The sequence below is a fragment of the Acidovorax sp. LjRoot117 genome (assembly GCF_964252695.1).
Taxonomy (GTDB): Bacteria; Pseudomonadota; Gammaproteobacteria; order Burkholderiales; family Burkholderiaceae_C; genus Acidovorax.
The window spans coordinates 121,649-139,351 of sequence record NZ_CAXUPO020000002.1 but is presented as its reverse complement, the minus strand read 5'-3'; the positions used below and the strand labels follow the sequence as shown (position 1 = coordinate 139,351).

The 17,703-nt window shown below is 67.7% G+C and carries 17 protein-coding genes; 2 read left to right on the top strand and 15 right to left on the bottom strand.

Annotated features, from left to right (window positions below; genetic code table 11):
• Positions 1-20: 20 nt before the first annotated feature.
• From ACSQ3D_RS06040 to ACSQ3D_RS06020, 5 genes are all read right to left on the bottom strand, one after another.
• Positions 21-158, bottom strand: coding sequence for a CcoQ/FixQ family Cbb3-type cytochrome c oxidase assembly chaperone (locus tag ACSQ3D_RS06040; protein ID WP_056169607.1), 138 nt, complete (start codon positions 156-158; stop codon positions 21-23).
• A gap of 27 nt (positions 159-185) precedes the next feature.
• The gene (gene ccoO / locus ACSQ3D_RS06035; protein WP_056169612.1) at positions 186-818 is read right to left on the bottom strand and encodes a cytochrome-c oxidase, cbb3-type subunit II; all 633 of its coding nucleotides are present in this window, start codon (positions 816-818) and stop codon (positions 186-188) included.
• Positions 819-835: 17 nt separating this feature from the next.
• Complete coding sequence (ccoN, locus tag ACSQ3D_RS06030) at positions 836-2,275, bottom strand: cytochrome-c oxidase, cbb3-type subunit I (protein ID WP_056169613.1); 1,440 nt, start codon at positions 2,273-2,275, stop codon at positions 836-838.
• Positions 2,276-2,339: 64 nt separating this feature from the next.
• Positions 2,340-2,477, bottom strand: coding sequence for a cbb3-type cytochrome oxidase assembly protein CcoS (gene ccoS / locus ACSQ3D_RS06025; RefSeq protein WP_056169616.1), 138 nt, complete (start codon positions 2,475-2,477; stop codon positions 2,340-2,342).
• On the bottom strand, positions 2,477-4,897 hold the full coding sequence (locus tag ACSQ3D_RS06020; protein ID WP_436126721.1) for a heavy metal translocating P-type ATPase: 2,421 nt from the start codon (positions 4,895-4,897) through the stop codon (positions 2,477-2,479). The genes ccoS and ACSQ3D_RS06020 overlap by 1 nt, the downstream gene beginning before the upstream one ends.
• A gap of 107 nt (positions 4,898-5,004) precedes the next feature.
• On the opposite strand from ACSQ3D_RS06020, the gene ACSQ3D_RS06015 reads away from it, so the two are divergent.
• Positions 5,005-5,448, top strand: a complete 444-nt coding sequence (locus ACSQ3D_RS06015; protein WP_436126243.1) for a universal stress protein — start codon at positions 5,005-5,007, stop codon at positions 5,446-5,448.
• A gap of 84 nt (positions 5,449-5,532) precedes the next feature.
• On the opposite strand, the gene ACSQ3D_RS06010 is transcribed toward ACSQ3D_RS06015, so the two are convergent.
• The 6 genes from ACSQ3D_RS06010 to ACSQ3D_RS05985 all read right to left on the bottom strand — a co-directional run bounded on the left by ACSQ3D_RS06010 (position 5,533) and on the right by ACSQ3D_RS05985 (position 11,404).
• Positions 5,533-6,264: an ABC transporter ATP-binding protein gene (locus tag ACSQ3D_RS06010; RefSeq protein WP_396504395.1), complete on the bottom strand. Its 732-nt coding sequence runs from the start codon at positions 6,262-6,264 to the stop codon at positions 5,533-5,535.
• Positions 6,261-7,022: an ABC transporter ATP-binding protein gene (locus ACSQ3D_RS06005; RefSeq protein ID WP_056169626.1), complete on the bottom strand. Its 762-nt coding sequence runs from the start codon at positions 7,020-7,022 to the stop codon at positions 6,261-6,263. Before ACSQ3D_RS06005 ends, ACSQ3D_RS06010 begins: the two co-directional genes overlap by 4 nt.
• Positions 7,019-7,900, bottom strand: coding sequence for a branched-chain amino acid ABC transporter permease (locus ACSQ3D_RS06000; protein WP_436126242.1), 882 nt, complete (start codon positions 7,898-7,900; stop codon positions 7,019-7,021). Before ACSQ3D_RS06000 ends, ACSQ3D_RS06005 begins: the two co-directional genes overlap by 4 nt.
• Positions 7,901-7,911: 11 nt before the next feature.
• Positions 7,912-8,787, bottom strand: a complete 876-nt coding sequence (locus tag ACSQ3D_RS05995) for a branched-chain amino acid ABC transporter permease (protein WP_436126241.1) — start codon at positions 8,785-8,787, stop codon at positions 7,912-7,914.
• A 104-nt stretch (positions 8,788-8,891) separates the two neighbouring features.
• Positions 8,892-10,112 (bottom strand): ABC transporter substrate-binding protein, encoded by a 1,221-nt coding sequence (locus ACSQ3D_RS05990; RefSeq protein ID WP_056169635.1) that lies wholly within the window; start codon positions 10,110-10,112, stop codon positions 8,892-8,894.
• Between the two features lie 59 nt (positions 10,113-10,171).
• Positions 10,172-11,404 (bottom strand): amidohydrolase family protein, encoded by a 1,233-nt coding sequence (locus tag ACSQ3D_RS05985; protein ID WP_436126240.1) that lies wholly within the window; start codon positions 11,402-11,404, stop codon positions 10,172-10,174.
• A gap of 248 nt (positions 11,405-11,652) precedes the next feature.
• Between ACSQ3D_RS05985 and ACSQ3D_RS05980 the strand changes: the two genes are divergently transcribed.
• Positions 11,653-12,588: a LysR substrate-binding domain-containing protein gene (locus tag ACSQ3D_RS05980; RefSeq protein WP_436126239.1), complete on the top strand. Its 936-nt coding sequence runs from the start codon at positions 11,653-11,655 to the stop codon at positions 12,586-12,588.
• 137 nt (positions 12,589-12,725) lie between these two features.
• On the opposite strand, the gene ACSQ3D_RS05975 is transcribed toward ACSQ3D_RS05980, so the two are convergent.
• The 4 genes from ACSQ3D_RS05975 to ACSQ3D_RS05960 form a co-directional block, all read right to left on the bottom strand.
• Positions 12,726-13,691: an alpha/beta hydrolase family protein gene (locus tag ACSQ3D_RS05975; protein WP_436126238.1), complete on the bottom strand. Its 966-nt coding sequence runs from the start codon at positions 13,689-13,691 to the stop codon at positions 12,726-12,728.
• A gap of 202 nt (positions 13,692-13,893) precedes the next feature.
• Positions 13,894-15,459, bottom strand: coding sequence for a malonate--CoA ligase (locus ACSQ3D_RS05970; protein WP_436126237.1), 1,566 nt, complete (start codon positions 15,457-15,459; stop codon positions 13,894-13,896).
• Between the two features lie 142 nt (positions 15,460-15,601).
• Positions 15,602-16,423 (bottom strand): enoyl-CoA hydratase/isomerase family protein, encoded by an 822-nt coding sequence (locus ACSQ3D_RS05965; protein WP_436126236.1) that lies wholly within the window; start codon positions 16,421-16,423, stop codon positions 15,602-15,604.
• A gap of 139 nt (positions 16,424-16,562) precedes the next feature.
• Positions 16,563-17,576: a Bug family tripartite tricarboxylate transporter substrate binding protein gene (locus ACSQ3D_RS05960; RefSeq protein ID WP_056169651.1), complete on the bottom strand. Its 1,014-nt coding sequence runs from the start codon at positions 17,574-17,576 to the stop codon at positions 16,563-16,565.
• Positions 17,577-17,703: the final 127 nt, after the last annotated feature.

The following is a 17,703-nucleotide window of genomic DNA, read 5'->3' as shown; positions in this document are numbered from 1 at the left end:
TGTTCTCGTTCTGGTGAAAGTCAATCTTGTTCGAACGGCAGCTGTGCGGCCTCGTCGAACCGGGACTTGTTGCGGCCCATGTACGCCCAGACCCAGATACCGATGAAGCAAACCATCGATGCCAGGGTGGCGACGATGCGCATGGTGGTGATGTCCATGGCGGATCTCCTAAGGTTCTGTGTTGCTTACTTGAGCGCGCGGCCCATGACCTGCAGGTAGGCGATGAGGGCGTCCAGCTCGGTCTTGCCCTTGACGTCTTCGGCCGCGGCCTGGATCTGCTCGTCGGTATAGGGCACGCCCACGGTGCGCAGGGCCTTCATGCGGGGCGCCACGCCGGCGGGGTCCACAGCGTTCTTTTCCAGCCAGGGGTAGGCAGGCATGTTCGACTCGGGCACCACGTCGCGCGGGTTGTTCAGGTGGATGCGGTGCCATTCGTCGCTGTACTTGCCGCCCACGCGGTGCAGGTCAGGGCCGGTACGCTTGCTGCCCCACTGGAAGGGGTGGTCGTACACGAACTCGCCCGCCACCGAATAGTGGCCGTAGCGCAGCGTCTCGGCGCGGAAGGGGCGGATCATCTGCGAGTGGCAGTTGTAGCAACCCTCGCGGATGTAGATGTCGCGCCCCACCAGTTGCGTGGCGGTGTAGGGCTCCACGCCCTTGACGGCCTCTGTGGTGGACTTCTGGAAGAACAGCGGCACGATCTCCACCATGCCGCCGATGGCGATCACGAGCAGGATCAGCACGATCATCAGGAAGTTGTTGGTCTCGATCTTCTCGTGGGAGAAGCCGGTCGAAGGGTTGGTGTTGTTGTTGGACATGAATGGACTCCTTCGGCTCAGGCGTGCGCCGCGGTCACGGCAGGGATGGTCACCTTGACCGAACGGCCGGAGATGGCGGTCATCCAGACGTTCCAGGCCATCACCACCATGCCGCCCAGGTACAGCAGGCCGCCGGCTACGCGGATCACGTAGAAGGGATAGGTCGCCTTGACGCTCTCGACGAAGGTGTAGGTGAGCGTGCCGTCAGGGTTGATGGCGCGCCACATCAGGCCCTGCATCACGCCGGCGATCCACATCGCGGCGATGTACAGCACGATGCCGATGGTGGCCATCCAGAAGTGCAGCTCGATCGCCTTGATGGAGTGCATCTTGTCGCGGCCGAACAGGCGCGGCACCAGGTAGTACAGCGAGCCCATCGAGATCAGCCCCACCCAGCCCAACGCGCCGGAGTGCACGTGGCCGATGGTCCAGTCGGTGTAGTGGGAGAGCGCGTTGACGGTCTTGATGGACATCATCGGCCCCTCGAACGTGGACATGCCGTAGAACGACAGCGACACGATCAGAAAGCGCAGGATGGGGTCGTCGCGCAGCTTGTGCCAGGCGCCCGACAGCGTCATCACGCCGTTGATCATCCCGCCCCAGCTGGGGGCCAGCAGGATCAGCGAGAACACCATGCCCACCGATTGGGTCCAGTCCGGCAGCGCGGTGTAGTGCAGGTGGTGGGGGCCGGCCCACATGTAGGTGAAGATCAGTGCCCAGAAGTGCACGATGGACAGGCGATAGCTGTACACCGGACGGCCGGCCTGCTTGGGAATGAAGTAATACATCATTCCGAGGAAGCCCGCCGTGAGGAAGAAGCCCACCGCGTTGTGCCCGTACCACCACTGCACCATCGCGTCCTGCACGCCGGCGTAGGCCGAGTAGCTCTTCATGAAGCTGACCGGAATGGCCGCGCTGTTGACCACGTGCAGCAGTGCCACGGCCAGGATGAACGCGCCGAAGAACCAGTTGGCCACGTAGATGTGCTTGACCTTGCGCACGCCGATGGTGCCGAAGAAGACGATGGCATACGACACCCACACCAGCGTGATCAGGATGTCGATGGGCCATTCGAGTTCGGCGTATTCTTTGCCGGACGTGTAGCCCATCGGCAGGCTGATGGCCGCGGCTACGATGACCAGCTGCCACCCCCAGAAGGTGAAGGCCGCCAGCGGCCCGGCGAACAGGCGGACCTGGCTCGTGCGCTGCACGACGTAGTAGCTGGTGGCGAACAGCGCGCAGCCGCCGAACGCGAAGATCACCGCGTTGGTGTGCAGCGGGCGCAGGCGCCCGTAGCTGAGCCAGGGAATGCCGAAGTTGAGCTCGGGCCAGGCCAGCTGGGCGGCGATGACCACGCCCACCAGCATGCCAACCACCCCCCAGACCACGGCCATGATCGAGAACTGCCGCACCACCGTGTCGTTGTAGTGTGCAGCCACTGTTTTTGGAGAATCCATCGGGCACCTCTTTGTATTGCGATCTGAGTTTCTTGCAGTCGGCAGCGGGGCGCATTGACACAAGTCAATCGTCCCGGAGAATCCGCTCGCCTTCTTGTTCGACGCTCTCGAACTGGCCGTGGTGCACGGCCCACCACAGCCCCGCCAGCACCATCAGCACCAGCACGACGGACAACGGGATCAGCAGGTACAGGATGTCCATCAGGCAGGCTCCAGGGGGTGGGTTGGCACGGGCGTTGCGACCGGGCCCTGCGCCAGCGGCGCGGCGTGGTCGGCCCCGCCCAGCGCCGGCAGCTCGCGCGCCAGGCGCGACGCGTTGAGCACCACCAGCAGCGAGCTCAGCGCCATGCCCAGCCCCGCCAGCCACGCGGGCATCCAGCCCGCCACGGCCAGGGGCACGCACAGCGCGTTGTAGAGCGCGGCCCACCACAGGTTCTGGCGCACCACGCGCAGGGTGCGGCGCGCCAACAGCACCGTCTGCGGCACCAGCGCCAGGCTGTCGCCCAGCACCACGAAGTCGGCGCGCGACTGCGCGAGCGGCACGGCGCGGCCAAATGCCAACGAGGCGTGGGCGCCCGCGAGCACCGGGCCGTCGTTGAGCCCGTCGCCCACCATGGCCACGTGGCGGCCCTGCGCCTGCAATGCCTGCAGCGCGGCCAGCTTGCCCTGGGGCGTGCACTCACCCTGGGCCTGCGCGATGCCGGCCTGCGCGGCCACGCGCTGCACCGCGCCACCGCGGTCACCCGACAGCAACTGCACGGCCACGCCCGCCTGCTCCAGGGCGCGCACCACCGGTGCGGCCTCGCTGCGCAGGTCCTCGGAAAGATCGAAACGTGCCAGCTCGCGCAGCGCCCCGTCCGCCCCCTGCTGTGACAGCACCACCTGCAGCCCGTTGCCATCGCCCTCGCTCGCCATGCCCGCATGCAGGGCCGAGCCCAGGCGCAGGCGGCGTGCGGCCTGCCCGGCCCCTACGCGCTGCACTGTGGCGGTGAGGCCGAGGCCCGCGTCCTCCTGCAGGTCCGTCACGGCCCATTGCAGGGTGCTTGTCGGCATGCGGGCGGCGGCCGCCACCAGCGCACGCGATGCGGGGTGCACCGACTGCACTGCCAGGGCGGCGGCAAGCGCCAGCGCCTCGCCGGCCGCCATGTCGCCGGACGTGCGCGTGGCCGACAGCGCCATGCCGTCGCGCGTGAGCGTGCCGGTCTTGTCGAACACGATGGTGTCCACCGCCGCCAGCGCCTCCAGCCCCTGCAGGTTGCGCACCAGCACGCCGTGGCGCGCCAGCGTGCCCGCGGCGGTGAGCATGGCGACCGGCGTGGCCAGCGACAGCGCGCAGGGGCAGGTCACGATGAGCACGGCCACGCCCACCATCAGCGCATGGCCGGGGTCGTACGGCCACCACCACGCCACCGCCAGCGCGGCAGCCAATAGCACGGCGACGAGAAACGGCCGGGCGATGCGGTCTGCCAGCTGAGCCAGGCGCGGCTTTTGCAGCGAGGCGCTTTCCATCAGCGCGACGATCTGCGCAAAGCGCGTCTGGGCGCCGGTGCCCTGCACCAGCACTTGCACCGGCGACTGCAGGTTGTAGCTGCCCGCGGTGACCGTGCTGCCCAGCGGGCGCGCCACGGGCGTGGACTCGCCGGTGAGCAGGGCCTCGTCGGCCTGCGTGTTGCCGCGCGTGATGCGGCCATCGGCCGGAAAAGCCTCGCCCGGCAATACGCGGATGGTGTCGCCGGGCACCAGGCGGCGCGTGGCCACGCGGGTGAAATTACCCTCTGCTCCGCGACGCTCCACGCTGTCGGGCAGCCGGTTCATCACCGCCTCCAGCGCGCCCGCGGTGCGGTCGCGCAGGCGCAGCTCCAGCCAGCGCCCGGTGAGCAAAAAGAACACGAACATGGTCAGCGAGTCGTAGTACACCTCGCGGCCGAAGAGGCCCGTGGGCTCGAACGTGCCCGCCGTGCTGACCACGAAGGTGATGGCCATGCCCAGGGCCACCGGCAGGTCCATGCTCACGCGGCGCAGGCGCACGTCGCGCAGGGCGCTGGCAAAGAAGGGCCCGCACGAGAACACCACCATGGGCAGCGTGATCACCCACGACGCCCAGCGCAGCAGCTGCTCCATCTCGAGCGTCAAGTCGCCCGGCTGCGCCACGTACGCGGGCCATGCGTACATCATCACCTGCATCATGCAAAAGCCGGCCACCAGCCAGCGCCACAGCGCGCGGCGGCTCTCGCGCTGGCGCTGCTCGCGGGCCAGGGCGTCCATGGCGGGCATGGCGCGGTAGCCGGCCCGGTGCACCGCCGCCATCCACTGCGAGGGCAGTACCTGCCCGGGGTGCCAGACCACGCGCGCCCGGCGGGTGGCCGCACTCACGTCGGCCTGCTGCACGCCGGGCACGGCGCGCAGGGCGTCTTCGATGGTCAGGGCGCAGGCCGCGCAGTGCATGCCTTCGAGCACCACCTGCGAGTCCCAGCCGCAGGTGGCAGGGTCCTGCGGGATGCTGCCGGTCGGCGTGAGCGGCCGACCGAAGGCCGACCACTCCTGCGGGTCGTCCAGCAGCAGGGCCTGCGCGGCGGCAGGGGCATCCGCGGGCGGCAGAACCGGGGCGTCGGCTTGAAACATTGACATGGTTCAAGGCTATCGCCCTGCCCCACACGCCACATTGACCTGGATCAAGTCGCGGAACATGATCGGTCTTAAGCTGATGGCGTCACTTCAAGGAGCACACCATGTACAAGCGTATCCTGATCCCCACAGACGGCTCGCCGCTGTCGGACAAGGCAGTCAACCACGGCCTGGCGCTGGCGGCCCTGTCGGGCGCCACGGTGGTGGCGCTGAAGGTGGTGCCGCGCTACCCGCGCAGCTATTTCGAAGGCGGCATGTCGGTGGACCTGAACGATGCCCAGCGCATCGAGGCGCAGTGGGCGGCCGAAGCCCAGGCCATGGTGGACAAGGTGAAGGCCGAGGGCGGCGCCCAGGGCGTCACGGTGAAGGCCGTGGTCGCCAAGTCAGACCTGGTGGCCGAAGCCGTGATCTCGGCCGCCAAGAAGCACAAGTGCCACCTGATCGTCATGGCGTCGCACGGCCGCAAGGGCCTCAAGCGCCTGCTGCTGGGCAGCGAGACGCAGCACGTGCTGACGCACTCGCACATCCCGGTGCTGGTGCTGCGCTAAGGCCCCAAAGTGCTGCTACCGCTTGATAGACAGGCGCCAGCAGCTATCAAATCAGTAGCAAACGCTCCACTGGCCGACATCCGGTCAGTGGTTGCCCAGGTAGAGCTGCGCCATGCGCTGGTCCTCCAGCAGGCCCTGCGCGGGGCCGTCCAGCACGCAGCGGCCCTGGTCCAGGATGTAGCCCTGCTGGCTGATGGTGAGCGCCTGGCGCGCGCGCTGCTCCACCATCAGCACCGCCACGCCCGCGGCGGGGAGCTTTCGCACCATGTCGAACACCTTGCCGACCAGCGATGGCGCGAGCGCCGCAGTGGGCTCGTCCAGCACCATGATGCGCGGCGAAGGCATCAGCGCACGGGCGAAGGCCAGTTGCTGGCGCTCGCCGCCCGACAGGTCGCTGGCCGGTTGCGACAGGCGCTCCACCAGCGCCGGGAAGTCGGCCAGCACCTCGTCCATGCGGCGCTTGACGTGCGGCACGCGGCGCACCACCAGCAGGTTGTCGCGCACGGTGAGCGACGGGAACACGTTGGCCACCTGCGGCACGTAGGCCAGGCCCGCGTCGAACCGGTCTTCGGCCGACAGCGTCGTGATGTCGCGGCCATCCAGATGGATGCTGCCCGTGACCCGCGGCAACAGGCCCAGCAGCGCCTTGACCAGCGTGGACTTGCCGGCCCCGTTGGTGCCCGCGATGGTGACGATCTGCCCCGGCGCCACGGCCAGGTCGATGCCGTGGATGATGTCCACGTCCGAGTAGCCGCCGCGCAGCTGCTCGATCTGCAGCAGATTGGTCTTATTGGTTTTGTTGTTCGCCTCGCTCATACCACCCCTCCCATGTAGGCTTCCTGCACGCGGGGATCGTCCAGCACCGTGTGCGGATCGCCCTCGGCCAGGATGCGCCCGCGGTCCATCACGATCATGCGGTTGGACAGCGCTTTCAGCGCCTGCAGGTGGTGCTCGATCACGATGAACGCGATGCCCTGGCCATGCAGCTCGCGCACGCGGTCGCAGATTTCTTCGATCAGCACCGGGTTGACCCCGGCGAAGGGTTCGTCCAGCAGGATGCAGCGCGGGTCCAGCATGAGCACGCGGCCCAGCTCCACCAGCTTCTTCTGCCCGCCCGACAAGCCGCCCGCCTGCACGTCGCGCACGCGGGCCAGGTTCAAAAATTTCAGGATGCCGTCGGCCTTGGCGGCCAGTTGCTGCTCGTGCTCGCGCAGGCGGCGCGTCTGAAAGAAGGCGTTGACCAGCCGCTCTCCCTGCGGGTTGGCGGCCGCGGCCAGCAGGTTCTCGTGCACGGTGAGGCTCTTGAACTCGCGCGGGATCTGGAAGGTGCGCACCAGGCCCAGGCGGGCGCGGCGGTACGGCGGCACGCGGGTGATGTCCTGCCCGTCGAAGGTGATGCGGCCGGCGTCGGCAGGCTGCTGGCCCGCGATGGCGGCGAACAAGGTGCTTTTGCCCGCGCCGTTGGTGCCGGCAATGCCCAGAATCTCGCGGTCGGCCAGTTGCAGCGAGACATCGTCCACCGCCTTGAAGCCGCCGAACAGCCGCGTCACGGCCTCTACGTTGAGGAGTGTCATTTCGAAGGCCCTCCAAAAAGGCCGTTCGGCCGGTACAGCGTCACCAGGATCAGCGCCAGGCCCACCGCGGCCAGGCGCAGGCTGGCCATGCCCACTTCGGACACGCCCGGCACCCAGTCCTTGGCAAAGCGCGAGCCTTCCAGGAACACCATCAGCAGCAGCGAGCCGAACATGGCGCCGCGCACCGAGCCCGAGCCTCCCATGACCAGCCCCATCCACACATAGAAGGTGATGAGCGGAATGAACTGCTCCGGCGTGATGAAGGTGATGAAGTGCGCGTAGAACGCGCCCGCCACGCCGGCCAGCGCCGCGCCCACCATGAACACCTGCACCTTGAACCAGGCCGGGTCCTTGCCCAGGGCCGACAGCGCCGCCTCGTCGTCGCCGATGGCTTTGAGCAGCCGGCCGAACGGGCTGCGCGTGAGCCGCACCGTGCCCCAGCACACCAGGCCCACGATCACCGCCAGCACGGTGAAGATCGCCACGTCGGACATGCCGCTGGCCAGATGGGCAAACAGCTTGGGCAGGCCCGGCAGGCCCTGCACGCCGTTCGTGAGCCAGCTTTCCTGCTGGATGGTGATGCGCACGGCTTCCGAAAAACCCAGCGTCACGATGGCCAGGTAGTCGTCGCGCAGCCTGAGCGACAGCAGGCCGATGGGCAGCGCGAGCAGGCCCGACAGCACGCCCGCCGCGATGAAGCACACCACCAGCGGCACGCCCTGCAGCGACAGCAGCCCCGACGTGTAGGCGCCCACGGCGAAGAACGCCACGACGCCGAAGTTGACCAGCCGCGTAAGGCCGAACTGCAGGTTCAGCCCCAGCGCGAGCAGGCAGTAGATGAGGGCGATGATGCCGATGGCACAGAGATAAGCGATCATGGTCCGTCCCCTTAGCGCACCAGTTGCACGCGGCCCATGATGCCGGCGGGGCGCAGCAGCAGCACCAGCGCCAGCACCACGAACGACAGCACCAGCTTGTACGACGGCCCCAGCAGCGGCACCGACAGCTCTTGCACCATGCACAGCAGCAGCGCGCCCAGCACCGCACCCAGCGGGCTGCCGATGCCGCCCAGCACCATGGCGGCGAAGGCGGGGATCAGGCTCTCCCAGCCCATCTCGGGCGTGACCACGGCCTTCATGCCCAGCAGCACCCCGCCGATGGACGACAGCGCGCCCACCAGCAGCCACAGGCTCAGCATGAGCCCGCCTGCGCGGATGCCGCTGGCGCGCGCCAGGTCGGCACTGTCGGACACGGCGCGCAGCTGGCGGCCGAAGCTCGTGCGGTAGATGAGCACGAACACCACCAGCAGGCACACCGCGGCGATGGCGGCGATGAGCAGGTCGGTGGGCAGGATGCGGATGCCGCCGAAGTTCCACGCGCGCACCAGCGGCATGTCGAAGGTGCGCTGGTCGTGCCCGGCAAAGAACGAGATCAGGCTGCGCAGCAAAAACCCGAGCCCGATGGCCGCGAGCATCGACGCGACCATGGGCCGCCCCACCAGCTTGCGAAAGATCAGCTGGTACGACCCGGCCGACACCACCGCGGTGATGGCCACGCTGGCAATGGCCGCCAGCCACAGCGGCAGGCCGCCCAGCATCTGCACGGCCACCGCGGCGTACGCGCCGGTCGTCAGGAAGTCGCCGGTGGCGGCATTGGGAAAGCGGTTGACGCCCATCACCAGGGTCATGGCCAGCGCGGGCAGCGCCACCACCAGGCCTTCGATCCATCCGTTGATCAAGAGGTTTGTGAAATCGATCCAGGTCATTGCGTCATCTCGTTCTTGCTCTCGTTCTTACCCTTGCGTTGCCAGAAAGCCCCCTTTGCCGCGACGACCGCAGCCGCCGGGGACGAACAGGGGGATGAGGGCCGTCACGCGGCGATGGACACCACGTCGCGGCGCACCAGCTGGCCCTTTTCGATGATGAACACACCGAAGTCGGGGGTGGCGTCGCCGAACTTGTCGAAGTCGAGCTTGCTGGACGCGCCTTCGTAGTTGACCTTCGCCTTCTTGCCCAGCTGGGCCTTGCCTTCGGCGAACGAGTACACGGCGGTGCCCGGGGCGTTGGACACCTCGCGCAGCTTGGCGTTGACCTGCTCCACCGTGGCCTTGGGGCCCGCGGCTTCCATGGCCAGGGCCAGCGAGATCACCATGTCGTACGCCATGGCGGCATAGATGTTGGTGGACGCGGCCTTGCCCGTGGCCTTGGTGAAGGCGGCATCGAACTGCGCGTACGAGGTGCTCTTTTCGTTGGAGACCGTCTCCACCGAAATGATGCCTTCGCACACTTCGGGGCCCAGGGCCTTGACCAGGTCGGGGTTGGCCGCCCAGCCGGGGATGATCCACTTGTTGTCGGCACCGGACTGGAACCATTCGCGCAGGATGATGGTGGTGTCGGGCAGGTACGAGCCCATCACGATCACATCGGGCTTGGCCGCCAGGATCTTCTGCAGCTCGCTGCGGTAGCTGGGGCGGCTGGGCTCGTAGGTGACGTGTGCGGCCACCTTGCCGCCGCGCTTTTCCCACACCTTGGTGAAGCCTTCGACATTGCCCAGGCCCGAGGCGTTGTTGAACGCCATGGTGGCCGGGCGTTTGAAGCCGCGCTTGGCGCAGATCTCGGCAAAGGCCGCACCGAAGCGGTCGTTGGTGGCCTGAAAGCGCCACACCAGGTCCTTGGTGTCCTGCGTGGAGATGGCGGGCGCACCCGAGACGTTCATCTGGATGATGCCGGCCGCATCGGTCAGCGGCATCACTGCCAGCGTCACGCCCGAGGCCCAGGTGCCCAGCACAGCCTGCACCTTGTTCACTTCGATCAGCTTCTTGGCGGCCAGCACGGCGGCGTCGGGCTTGGTCTGGTCGTCTTCGGTGAAGAGTTCGAGCTTGCGGCCGCCCGCGCCACCGGCGGCGTTGACCTCGTCCACCGCGAGGCGGATGGCCTGCTGCATGCCCGGGCCGTACGGGCTGCCCGCGCCGGTGATGGGCGTGAGCGAGCCGATGCGGAAGACCTCGCCCTGCTGGCTGAAGCCGATGGAGGGAAGGCACTGCAGGGCGGCTGCTGCGCCGCCGAGCTTGACGAAATTTCTACGTTGCATGGTGTTCTCCGGTCAGGTCAGGTCAGGTCAGGTCAGGGGGGAATGTGGAGGGGTCGGGGTCACAGGGTGTTCTTGGCGAACGCGCCGTCCTTGACGATCGCGCGGATGTGCTCGCCCTGGTTCAGCAGGCAGGTGATGTCGGTGAGCGGGTTGCCATCGACCAGCAGCAGGTCGGCGATGGCGCCCGTCGTGACTTCGCCCAGCTGGCCTTGCTGGCCCAGGATCTCGGCGCCGATCAGCGTGGCCTGCTGCAGCACCGGGCCGTTGCCCAGCACGTCGGCACGCAGGCGCAACTCGTCGGCCTGCAGGTAGTGCGTCTCGGCCAGCAGGTCGCTGCCCAGGCCCATTTTCACGCCGGCCTTGGCCAGGATTTCGATGGCCGCCTTGCCCTGGCCGCGCACCGAGTCGATCTTGGCGATGGACACGGCCGGCAGGCCGTAGCGCTCGCCCTCGTTGGCCAGGCCTTCGTAGGTGATGAGCGTGGGCACCATGAAGGCACCCAGTTCGGCCATCAGCTCGGCCGTGGGGGCGTCGACCAGGTTGCCGTGTTCGATGGTGCGCACGCCGCAGCGCACGGCGCGGGCGATGGCGCGGGGCGTGTAGGCGTGGGCCATCACGTAGGTGTTGGCGTTGGTGGCCTCTTCGACGATGGCGCGCAGCTCGGCCTCGGAATAGCCCAGGTTGTTGATCGGATCGTTGGGCGAGGCCACGCCGCCCGAGGCCATGACCTTGATCTGCGTGGCGCCCTTCAGGATCTCTTCGCGCACCGCCAGGCGGCAGGCGTCCACGCCATCGACCACGCGGCCGATGTTGCCCAGCTTGTACGCGCACGAGCACACGTCCAGGTTGTCGTTGCGCTCGCGAAAGTCCGCATGCCCGCCGGTTTGCGACAGCGCCTTGCCCGAGGGGAAGATGCGCGGGCCCTGCACCAGGCCCGTGCGCACCGCCTCCGCCAGCGACCAGTCGCCGCCGCCCGCGTCGCGCACCGAGGTGAAGCCGCGCGCGAGCATGCCCTTCATGATGGGCAGCGAGCGCAGCATGGTGAACACGTTGGGCATCCGCGCCACGCTGCCCAGGTTGAACGAGGAGGCCACGACGTGCACGTGGCAGTCGATCAGGCCGGGCATGAGCGTCATGCCGCGCGCGTCGATGCGGTGCGTGCCCTCGGGCGCCTGCACGTCGGCACCGACGGCGGCAATGCGCCCGTCCTGCACCAGCACCGAGAGACCGTCGCGCAAGCTCAGGCCATGGACATCCAGCACGCGGCTGTTTTCTATCAACAAGGTGTTCATGAAATCGATGAAGAGGTCAAAACGGGGGGTTCTCAAATACTCATGCCCTGCAGGCCGTCTGCATGGGCGGGCCGAACATCCCAAAAATGGTGCATCGCATCACTTCCCGAAGGAGGAATCTGTCACGCTGCCGTCACGGGTTGCATTTAACGGGCCAACCGGGTGCCACTGCAACACCTAAAATCTCACCATCCCATGACCTGTACTCATACCCCCACATGCGCCGCCTGTGCCCGACCATCTCTGAGTTGAACGCCTTTCACTCCGCGGCCAAGCACCAGGCCTTCACCATGGCCGCCAAGGAGCTGTGCGTGACGCAAAGCGCCATCAGCCGCCACATCGCCGCGCTGGAGGACTACCTGGGCCAGAAGCTGTTCATCCGCAAGGCGAGCGGGCTGGAGCTGACCGATGCGGGCGCCACCTATCTCAACGCCACGCGGCCGGCGATGGCCGCGCTGGAGTCGGCGACCTCGCAGCTCATGTCGTACGGCGGCAGCGGCGGCGCGCTGAACCTTTCGGTGCCGCCCACGTTCGCGGCGCAATGGCTCTTTCCGCGGCTGGGCCACTTCAAGCGCACGCTGCCCCAGGTGTCGCTGAACTTCGTGCGCTACCAGCACGCGCACGACTTTGCGGTGCCGTACGAGTTCGACGCGGCGATCCAGTATGGCTACGGCAACTGGCCCAGCGCCAATGCGCGCTACCTGATCGGCAAGGAGACGAGCATCGTCTGCAGCCCGCAGCTGCGCGACGCCCTGCCCCTGCGCACGCCCGCCGATTTGCAGCAGGCCACGCTCTTGCAGCACATCGAGGTGCCCCTGGCATGGCATGACTGGATGGAGGCGAACCAATGCGACACCAGCGGCAGCCGCTTCGGGCCCGGGTTCAACCTGTACTCGCTGATCATCCGCGCCGCGGTGTCAGGGTTCGGCGTGGGCATCGTGCCGACCTGCCTCGTGGAAGACGAGCTGCAGGCAGGGTCACTGGTGGAGCCGCTGGGCGAGCGTTTTCAAAGCCCGCTGGGCTACTACCTGTGCGCCCCCACCGCACGCACCAATCTGTCGGTCTACAAACTGGTGGCCGCGTGGCTGGAGCATTGCTGCAGCCATGGGGCGGTGGAGAGCGGCGGCATTGCAGCGCCCGCCGCAGCGTGCATTTTTTGCGCCGACGAACCCAAGGCGGCGTGAGGGCACAGGGGGTTGATAGCGACCGCGACAGCAGGCGCTGCGCAACCCCGCCGAAGTAGCCGTTGTGGCCCTCACGCCCGGTGGAGGCCGGTGTGAGTTCGACCGGTGCAGGTCGTCCGTGTGTCCGGTGTCCGGTGTCAATCCTCACCGTTGTCCTGCGCGGGCACCGTCTTTTCCAGCTGCAGCTGTGCAGCAGGCGCCCGTGCCGAAGGCGCCGGTGCAGGAAAGCCGTTGCGGTCCAGAAAGTCAGCTACGCGCGGTTGCCACAGTTGCGGTGCGCGGGAGAAGACCAGGTGCCCATCCTCGCCGTGCGGAGGGAATTGGATGAACTCGCCCGTTCCCCCCGCTGCGCGAAAGGCGGCGAACCACTCCCGGGGGTGCGTGGCGCCCATGTAGAGATCGTTTTCCGTGTAGACCCAGAGCGAAGGGATGCGCAGCGTGGCGCCGTACCGCGCGAACATCTGCTCCAGCTGCTGCGGTGCACAAGGCCTGCCGGGCTGCGTCTCCGGGTTGCCGCCGCCACCGCCTGCAAAGTTGATCACGGCCTGCACCCCGGCGGGTTGCAGGGCGCCCACCGCAATGGCGGTAGCCCCACCGTAGGACTGGCCCATCACCACCGCTTTGTCCTTGGCGGCGTCCGGCCTCTGGCGCACCACCTGCAGCACTTGCAGTGTCTGCTGCGCGGCAGCGGCGTACCCGGGTGAGTAGCGTTTGCTCTGGCACGGGCCGCTGTTTTCGATGTCTTCACCGCCGCTGACGCCATAGCCCACGCGGGTGGGCACAGCCACGATGAAGCCGCGGCGTACGAAAAATGCCGATTCCTTGGACAAGCGTGCGCGGCCCAGGCCGGCGCGCTTTTCGGGCTGGGCCGATCGGCCATGGCCCAGCACCATCACGGGTGCCGGGGTCGGGTTGGCGTCGTCCGACCACACGGTGACGCGGATCGGCTGCGCGATGCGCTTGCCGTAGCCATCGACCACCTCGACGGGCACGTCGATCTGCGACTCCTGCAGCCGCGCGTGCACCGGCTGTGCAGTCAGCACCACCGTGAGCAGTGCCACCGCGGCCAGGCTAAGGGGCGGGGACGGGTCTGGGCTGGGCATGGTGGCGGCTCGATCAAATGGTGGTGCGGTGCGCGCCACTGTAGAGCACCGTCAGCGAAACGCCGATGCAAAAAACGGCGCCGTGCGAGTCATTCGCAGCGACGCCGTTCCTTCTTCAGCACCCCACGCTGCCCGCAGCGTGGTAGGCCAGGCCGCCCGGAGCAGCGGGCACCTGGCGGATCAGCCGGTCAGCCGATGCCGATCAGGCGAACAGCCCCTTGTGCTGATCGCGCAGCAGGTTCTTCTGCACCTTGCCCATGGTGTTGCGCGGCAGCTCGGTGGCGACGAAGCAGCGCTTGGGGATCTTGAAGTTGGCCAGTTGGGTCTTGAGCTTGGCCACGATGGCGTCGCCATCGAGCTGCGCGCCGGGCTTGGCAATCACCACCGCCACGCCCACCTCGCCGAAGTCCGGGTGGGGCACGCCGACCAGGGCGCTTTCGGCCACGCCGGGCATGTCGTTGATGTAGCCCTCGATCTCGGCGGGATAGACGTTGTAGCCGCCGCTGATGATCAGGTCCTTGCTGCGGCCGACGATGCTGATGTAGTCGCGCTCGTCCACCTTGCCCACGTCGCCGGTCTTGAACCACTTGCCGCCCTGTTCATCGGCGGTGAATTCCTCGGCCGTCTTCTCGGGCATGCGCCAGTAGCCCTTGAACACGTTGGGCCCCTGCACCTGAATGGCGCCGATCTCGCCCACGGGCAACGGCTGGTTGGCGTCGTCCACCACGCGCAGGCCCACGCCGGGCAGCGCAAAGCCCACGGTGGCTCCGCGCCGCTCGCTCTGGCCGCCGTGGCGGGCGTCGGCCGCATACGGGTTGGAGGTGAGCATGATGGTCTCGCTCATGCCGTAGCGCTCCAGGATGGTGTGGCCGGTGCGCTGCTGCCATTCGTTGAAGGTCTCGATGAGCAGCGGCGCGGAGCCCGCGACGAACAGGCGCATGTTCTTGGCCGCCTCTTTCGTCAGGCCCGGCTCGGCCAGCAGGCGCACGTATAGCGTGGGCACGCCCATGAAGACGGTGGCGCGGCGCATGGCGGCTAGCACCGCCTTGGGGTCGAACTTGGCGAACCAGATCATCTTGCTGCCGTTGATGAGCGCGCCGTGGATGGCCACGAACAGGCCGTGCACGTGGAAGATGGGCAGCGCGTGGATGAGCACGTCGCCAGACTTCCAGCCCCAATAGTCCTTGAGCACCTGCGCGTTGGACAGCAGGTTGCCGTGCGTGAGCATCGCGCCCTTGCTGCGGCCGGTGGTGCCGCTGGTGTACAGGATGGCGGCCAGGTCGTCGGCCGACCGGGTCACCGGCGTGTGCACGTCGCTGTGGTGCGCGGCGCGCTCCAGCAGGCTGCCCGTGCGGTCATCGCCCAGCGTGAACACATGGCCCGTGCCCTGGGTGAACGCGATCTTGCTGACCCAGCCGAAGTTGCCGGGCGTGCAGACCACCACGGCGGGCTCGGCGTTGCCGATGAAGTATTCGATCTCGGCGCTTTGGTAGGCAGTGTTGAGCGGCAGGAACACGTACCCCGCGCGCAGCGTGGCGAGGTACAGCAGCATGGCCTCGACCGATTTTTCGACCTGCACGGCCACGCGGCTGCCCTCGGGCAGCTTCAGCGATGCGAGCAGGTTGGCGATGCGGGCGCTGGCGCGCTCCAGGTCGTCCCAGCTGTAGACCAGCTCGGTGCCGTCCGGCGCCGTGGTTTCCACGGCGGCGCTGGCCAGGTCGGAGGGAAAGGCGGCGCGCAGCGCGCTGAAAAGGTTGTGTTGGCTCATGGCAGTCAGGCGAGGTTGTTGGATTGAATCGGTCGAGTTGTCAAATCGTAAATTCAGGCAGTTCAGGCAGTTCAGGCAGTTCAGGCAAGTCTGGTCTGGTCAGAAAAACTTGTGGGACGCATGCGGGCCGACAGTGCTGCCTTCAGAACGCGGGCGGGCGTTTTTCAAGAAAGGCGGTGATGCCCTCGCGGTGCTCGGCACTGTCGGCATAGGCATACGGTCCAGGCAGGGAATTCACTATGTTTTCGATAGCTGGTGGCGCTTGTCCATCCAGCGGTAGCGGCGTTTTCAATGCCCGAAACGTCTGCTTGTTCATGCGCGCGGCGCGTGGCGCCAGGGCGGCGACGCGCACCGCACTGGCCAGGGCCTCGGTGGCTACCGCGTCATCGGCCACCACGCGGCTCAGAAAGCCGCGCGCGAGCATGTCGCTGGCGTTGAAGGTGGCGGCCTCCAGCAGCATCTGCCGCGCCGTCACATCGCCCACCGCGCCGGCCACCAGCTGCGCCTCGCGCGGGGCCATCGGAAACCCCAGCTTGGCAATCGGCGCCCCGAAGCGCGCGGCCTGGCCGGCAATGCGGATGTCGCAGCAGGCGGCAATCTCCACCCCCGCCCCCATGCACGCCCCGTCGATGCGCGCCACGATGGGCACGTCGCACGCCAGCATGGCGGCCAGACAGCCCCACACGTCGTTCTCGTGAAAGTCGCGCAAGGCAGCGGCATCAAAACGGAACGCCGGGTACTCGGAGATATCGCCCCCCGCACAGAACGCCCCGCCCTCCCCCGCCACGATCACGCAGCGCACGCTGTCGTCACCCCCGTCGGACCGCTGCTGGATGCCCGCAAACACCTCCCGCAACTGCCGCCACATCGCACGCGACATCGCATTCAGGCGCCCGGTGTGCCGCAGCGTGACCTGCACCACGCCGCGCTCACCCGCATCCGCTACCACCACTTCACCCGACATAGTGCAAATCCATCACGTTGTACAAGCCCCTTGGCCTGGAAAACCGGCGCTACGCCATCGCCAGCGCCACCGTGGAACCGGCTTCGCCGGGCCACCGGAGGCGTCCCCCTTGGGGGAAGGCGCGCAGCGCCACAGGGGGTTAGTCGAGTTTCGCGCCGGAGGCCTTCACCACCGCCGCCCAGCGCTTGACCTCGCTGCTGACCATCGCCGCGAACTGCTGCTGCGACAGCCCGCCGTAGTCGGCACCGTTGTTCGCCCAGATGGTTTTCAGCTCGTCGGCCATGCCCAGTTTGCGCACCTCGTCCACGATGCGGGCCTGCAGGTCGGCGGGCGTGCCCTTGGGGGCCCACAGGCCGTACCAGGTGGTCACGGTGTAGTCGGGCAGGCCGACCTCGGCGGCGCAGGGCACGTCGGGGAAGGCGGGGTTGCGCTTGGTGCCGGACACCATCAGCGCCTTCACCCGGCCGCCCTTGATGTGGTTGGCCGAGGAACCCAGGCCATCGAACATCATGTCCACCTGGCCGCCGATCAGGTCCTGCAGCGCAGGGCCGGCGCCGCGGTAGGGGATGTGCGTGATGAAGGTGTTGGTCTGCTGCTTGAACAGCTCGCCCGCCAGGTGGTGCGAGGTGCCCGCGCCGGCCGAGCCGTAGTTGAGCTTGGCGGGGTTGCGCTTGACGTATTCCATGAACTGCTGGAAGTTGCTCACCGGCACGTTCTTGGGGTTGACCACCAGCACCTGCGGCACGTTGGCCAGCAGGAACAGCGGGACGAAGTCTTTCTCGATGTCGTAGTCGAGCTTGGGGTACATCGACGGCGCGATGGCATGGTGCACGGCGCCCATGAAGAGCGTGTAGCCATCGGGCGCGCCCTTGGCGGCAAAGCTGGCGCCCACGGTGCCGCCCGCGCCGCCGCGGTTGTCGATCACCAGCGTCTTGCCGGTGGCCTTGGCGAACTGGGCCGCCAGCGGCCGTGCGAACGCGTCGGTGCCCCCGCCGGCCGGAAACGGCACCACCAGGTTGACGGGCTTGGTGGGCCAGGCCGATGCCTGGGCCCAGCTGCCGCCACTGGCCAGGCCCAGCCCTGCGGCGGCGGCGCCCACCAGCAGGCTGCGGCGTTGCACCGCTCGGTCGTGGAATTGCGTTGTCTGAGTCATGTCTTGTCTCCTGTCGTCGTTGTTGAAATGGAAAGCCGGCACCGCGCACGCCGTGGGTGTCGCTGCCGTCCGCAGCCTGCACTTCTACCAGAACCGTGCCTGGCGGCGCGGACCATCGGGTCGATGT

Coding starts and splice junctions, on each gene's coding strand:
- ACSQ3D_RS06040 (WP_056169607.1), bottom strand. CDS start 158: ATGGACATCACCACCATGCGCATCGTCGCCACCCTGGCATCGATGGTT.
- ACSQ3D_RS05975 (WP_436126238.1), bottom strand. CDS start 13,691: ATGCCCAGCCCAGACCCGTCCCCGCCCCTTAGCCTGGCCGCGGTGGCA.
- ACSQ3D_RS06015 (WP_436126243.1), top strand. CDS start 5,005: ATGTACAAGCGTATCCTGATCCCCACAGACGGCTCGCCGCTGTCGGAC.
- ccoO (WP_056169612.1), bottom strand. CDS start 818: ATGTCCAACAACAACACCAACCCTTCGACCGGCTTCTCCCACGAGAAG.
- ACSQ3D_RS05995 (WP_436126241.1), bottom strand. CDS start 8,787: ATGACCTGGATCGATTTCACAAACCTCTTGATCAACGGATGGATCGAA.
- ccoN (WP_056169613.1), bottom strand. CDS start 2,275: ATGGATTCTCCAAAAACAGTGGCTGCACACTACAACGACACGGTGGTG.
- ACSQ3D_RS06010 (WP_396504395.1), bottom strand. CDS start 6,264: ATGAGCGAGGCGAACAACAAAACCAATAAGACCAATCTGCTGCAGATC.
- ACSQ3D_RS06000 (WP_436126242.1), bottom strand. CDS start 7,900: ATGATCGCTTATCTCTGTGCCATCGGCATCATCGCCCTCATCTACTGC.
- ACSQ3D_RS06020 (WP_436126721.1), bottom strand. CDS start 4,897: ATGTTTCAAGCCGACGCCCCGGTTCTGCCGCCCGCGGATGCCCCTGCC.
- ACSQ3D_RS05960 (WP_056169651.1), bottom strand. CDS start 17,576: ATGACTCAGACAACGCAATTCCACGACCGAGCGGTGCAACGCCGCAGC.
- ACSQ3D_RS05965 (WP_436126236.1), bottom strand. CDS start 16,423: ATGTCGGGTGAAGTGGTGGTAGCGGATGCGGGTGAGCGCGGCGTGGTG.
- ACSQ3D_RS05970 (WP_436126237.1), bottom strand. CDS start 15,459: ATGAGCCAACACAACCTTTTCAGCGCGCTGCGCGCCGCCTTTCCCTCC.
- ACSQ3D_RS05990 (WP_056169635.1), bottom strand. CDS start 10,112: ATGCAACGTAGAAATTTCGTCAAGCTCGGCGGCGCAGCAGCCGCCCTG.
- ACSQ3D_RS06005 (WP_056169626.1), bottom strand. CDS start 7,022: ATGACACTCCTCAACGTAGAGGCCGTGACGCGGCTGTTCGGCGGCTTC.
- ACSQ3D_RS05985 (WP_436126240.1), bottom strand. CDS start 11,404: ATGAACACCTTGTTGATAGAAAACAGCCGCGTGCTGGATGTCCATGGC.
- ccoS (WP_056169616.1), bottom strand. CDS start 2,477: ATGGACATCCTGTACCTGCTGATCCCGTTGTCCGTCGTGCTGGTGCTG.